General features: G+C 64.0%; 1 protein-coding gene. It reads left to right on the top strand.

Features of this window, described 5'->3' with window-relative positions; genetic code table 11:
- Positions 1 to 140: 140 nt before the first annotated feature.
- Positions 141 to 849 (top strand): winged helix-turn-helix domain-containing protein (locus EOC06_RS43805; RefSeq protein WP_245470176.1); only part of this gene is annotated, 709 nt, incomplete at its 3' end.

The following is an 849-nucleotide window of genomic DNA, read 5'->3' as shown; positions in this document are numbered from 1 at the left end:
GGTCCGATCCGCTCCTGTTTGATTTCCTTCGCTTTTTACTCCACTTTTCTCTCCTGACATGGATGCCGCCAAAACCCTGCTAGCATGGGTTGGAATCAGCCATTCGACCCTCGGTCAAAACACTTCAAAGTGATGCCTGCATGAAGGAAAAGATCTCGCTCCCCACGGCCCGTCGCATCGCGCTTGCCGCCCAGGGGTTTCTCGATCCCCGCCCGACCGGCACGCCCGACCGCCGGCATTTTGCCCGCACCCTCTCCCGCACCGGCCTGCTGCAGATCGATTCCGTCAGCGCGGTGGTGCGCGCTCATTATATGCCGCTCTATTCGCGCCTTGGTCCCTACCCGTTCTCGCTGCTCGACAACGCGGCCGTGACGCGTAAGCGCACGGTTTTCGAATACTGGGCGCACGAGGCGTCCTTCCTGCCGGTCGAGACCTACCCGCTAATGCGCTGGCGCATGCAGCGCGCCGAGCGCGGCGACGAAATGTATCTGGGCCTCGCCAAATGGGGCCGCGAGCACGCCGCCTATATCGAAGAGATTTACCGCCAGGTCGCCGAGCGCGGCCCGATTGCCGCTTCCGCGCTCGAAGGCCAGAAAGGCTCGGGTGGCTGGTGGGGCTGGAGCCATGCCAAGCACGCATTCGAATGGCTGTTCTGGGCCGGCCGCATCACCACGGCGCACCGTCGCGGTTTCGAGCGCTTCTATGATCTGCCCGAGCGCGTGCTGCCGCAGGCGATCCTCGACCTCCCAGTGCCGACGCCTGAGGACGCGCACCGCGAATTGCTGCGCATTTCCGCCCGCGCCCACGGCGTGGCGACTTCAGGCGATTTGCGCGATTATTTCCGCCTGT

The organism is Mesorhizobium sp. M7A.F.Ca.MR.362.00.0.0 (assembly GCF_004023175.1).
In the GTDB taxonomy this organism is placed as follows: domain Bacteria; phylum Pseudomonadota; class Alphaproteobacteria; order Rhizobiales; family Rhizobiaceae; genus Mesorhizobium.
Note: the sequence above shows the minus strand (reverse complement) of the source record. Positions and strands in the feature narration are given on the sequence as shown.